At 66.8% G+C, this 2,935-nt stretch carries 3 protein-coding genes; all 3 read left to right on the forward strand.

All coding sequences use genetic code 11. The features are described 5' to 3' along the window. On the forward strand, positions 1-726 hold a 726-nt coding region (locus RMO40_RS02260), incomplete at its 5' end, for a methyl-accepting chemotaxis protein (protein ID WP_309715687.1). 20 nt (positions 727-746) lie between these two features. Further along, positions 747-2,531: a methyl-accepting chemotaxis protein gene (locus tag RMO40_RS02265; protein WP_309715692.1), complete on the forward strand. Its 1,785-nt coding sequence runs from the start codon at positions 747-749 to the stop codon at positions 2,529-2,531. A gap of 54 nt (positions 2,532-2,585) precedes the next feature. After that, positions 2,586-2,935 (forward strand): MCP four helix bundle domain-containing protein (locus RMO40_RS02270; protein WP_309715690.1); only part of this gene is annotated, 350 nt, incomplete at its 3' end.

Below are 2,935 nucleotides of genomic sequence, written 5' to 3' on the forward strand. Positions count from 1 at the left end.
ACCGCGAGCGCCGAGATCGCGACCGGCAACCAGGACCTGTCGGCCCGCACCGAGCAGACCGCAAGCAACCTGCAGCAGACCGCCAGTTCGATGGAGCAGCTCACCGGCACCGTCAAACAAAGTGCCGACTCGGCGGCACAAGCCAACCAGCTTGCGGCCTCGGCCGCCGAAGTGGCCGCGCGCGGCGGCAGCGTGGTCGCGCAGGTCGTGACCACGATGAACGAGAGCACAGCCAGCTCCAAGCGGATCAGCGACATCATCGGCGTGATCGACGGCATCGCCTTCCAGACCAACATCCTCGCGCTGAACGCCGCGGTGGAAGCCGCCCGTGCCGGTGAACAAGGCCGCGGCTTCGCGGTGGTGGCCAGCGAAGTGCGCAGCCTGGCCGGCCGCTCGGCCGAAGCCGCACGCGAGATCAAGGGCCTGATCGGCGCCAGCGTCGAGCGGGTCGATGCCGGTTCGCGCCTGGTGGCCGAAGCCGGTACCACCATGAACGAAATCGTCGGCAGCGTGCAGCGTGTGTCCGACATCATCGGCGAGATCACGGCCGCATCGGCAGAACAAAGCGATGGCATCGGCCAGGTCAACGTGGCCGTGAGCCAGCTCGACCAGATGACGCAGCAAAACGCCGCGCTGGTGGAAGAGTCGGCCGCCGCCGCAGAAAGCCTCAAGCAGCAAGCCGGCAGCCTGGCCGCGGTGGTATCGACCTTTCAGCTCAACAGATAAGACAAGACGGATTCATCGTGATTCAACAACTCAGCTTCAAGCGCAAGATCGGCCTGCTGGTGGGCGTGGCCATCGCTGGCATCGCCACACTCGCGATCGCGTCGGTGGTCTCGATCGGCCATCACGTCGAAGAGGGCCGCCGCGCCCAGCTCGTGTCCGCCGTGCAATCGGCGCACAACATCGCCGTCGCCTACCAGGCGAAGGCCGCTGCCGGCACGATGCCGGTCGAAGAGGCCCAGAAGGCCGCCAAGGAAGCGATCAAGCTCGCACGCTACGGCGGCGCTGACGGCAAGTCCGATTACTTCTACATCTGGACGCTCGGAGGCGAAGGCGTGATGCACCCCATCAAGCCGGAGTGGGCCGACAAGCCCATGCTCGGCAAGGTGAAAGATGGCGCCGGCAACGACGTGGTGAAGTCCCTGGTCGACGCCGTCAAGGCCAGCAAGACCGGCTACGCCTTCGTTCCCACGATGTTCCCGCGCCCCGGCCAGACCGAACCGGTCGAGAAGCTGCAGTACGTGGTCAAGGTCGAGGGTTGGAACTGGATCGTCGGCTCAGGCCTGTACATGGAAGACGCCAAGCAGGTCGCCCGCGCGGCAGTGTTGACCAACATGCTGATCGGCGCGGCCATGCTGCTGGCCATCAGCGGCATCGGCTACGCCGTGGCGCGCAGCGTGCTGCGCCAGATCGGTGGCGAGCCCACCGAAGCCATGACCGTGATGGCCGAGGTGGCACAAGGCAACCTCGGCGTGCAGCTCAAGGGCGCGGTTGCAGGCAGCCTGCTCGACGGCCTGGGCCAGATGGTCGAGTCGCTGCGCCGCACCGTGACCCAGGTGCGCCAGTCGACCGACAGCATCTCCACCGCCAGCTCCGAGATCGCCACCGGCAACCAGGACCTGAGCGCGCGCACCGAGCAGACCGCATCGAACCTGCAGCAAGCCGCCAGCTCGATGGAGCAGCTCACCGGCACCGTCAAACAAAGCGCCGACTCGGCGCGCCAGGCCAACCAGCTTGCCGCTTCGGCCGCCGAAGTGGCCGCACGGGGTGGCAACGTGGTCTCTCAGGTGGTCACCACCATGAACGAGATCAACGCCAGCTCCAAGAAGATCAGCGACATCATCGGCGTGATCGATGGCATCGCCTTCCAGACCAACATCCTCGCGCTCAACGCCGCGGTGGAAGCCGCACGCGCTGGCGAACAAGGCCGTGGTTTTGCCGTGGTGGCCAGCGAAGTGCGCAGCCTGGCCCAGCGCTCGGCGCAAGCGGCCAAGGAGATCAAGGGCCTGATCGGCGCGAGCGTCGACAAGGTCGAGGCCGGTTCGCGCCTGGTCGCCGATGCCGGCGCCACCATGACCGAGATCGTCGGTTCGGTGCAGCGCGTCTCCGACATCATTGGCGAGATCAGTGCAGCCTCGTCGGAGCAGAGTGATGGCATCGGGCAGATCAATGCCGCCGTGCTGCAGCTCGACCAGATGACGCAGCAGAATGCCGCGCTGGTGGAAGAGTCGGCCGCCGCCGCCGAAAGCCTCAAGCAGCAGGCTGGCACGCTGGCCCATGCCGTGGGCGCTTTCCGCCTGGGCACGGAGCACGCCACCTCGCCGACGCTGCCCGCGCCCCTCGCCAGCAAGCCCGCGCCCCGCCTGAAGCCCACCGCTCCCGCCATTCGCAAGCCGGTGGCCGCAGCGCCCAGGGCCGCTGCCGCCAAACCGGCGTCGGCGCCCCGAGCCGACACCCCTGCACCCGCGCCGGCCCCGGCCAAACCGTTGGCCGCCGCCGCACACAACGACGACTGGGAAACCTTCTGACCCCAGCCACGTTTCGCCTGCCCGACAAACGTCATCGCTAAGGAGACATCCGCCATGGCACTTCGCAACCTGAGCATTCGCACCCGACTGATGGGGGGCTTCGCCCTGGTGCTGCTGATCGCTGCCGGGCAAAGCCTGCTGTCGATCGAGCGCCTGTCGACCGTCAACGCCAAGTCCACCGAAATGGCGGAAATCTGGCTCCCCAGCATCGAAACACTGGGCCACCTGGACAGCGACCTGGCCGACGTTCGTGTCTCCCGACTGCGCCTGATGCTGGTCACCGAGGCCAAGGACATCGACGCCATCGAAGTGGCCCTGAAAAAAATCGAATCCGAAATGGAAGCGGGCCGGGCCGGGTACGCCAAGCTGGTGCACAGCCCGGAAGAGAAGGCCTTGTTCGAACA

This window comes from Rhizobacter sp. (assembly GCF_031412075.1).
Classification (GTDB): domain Bacteria; phylum Pseudomonadota; class Gammaproteobacteria; order Burkholderiales; family Burkholderiaceae_C; genus Rhizobacter.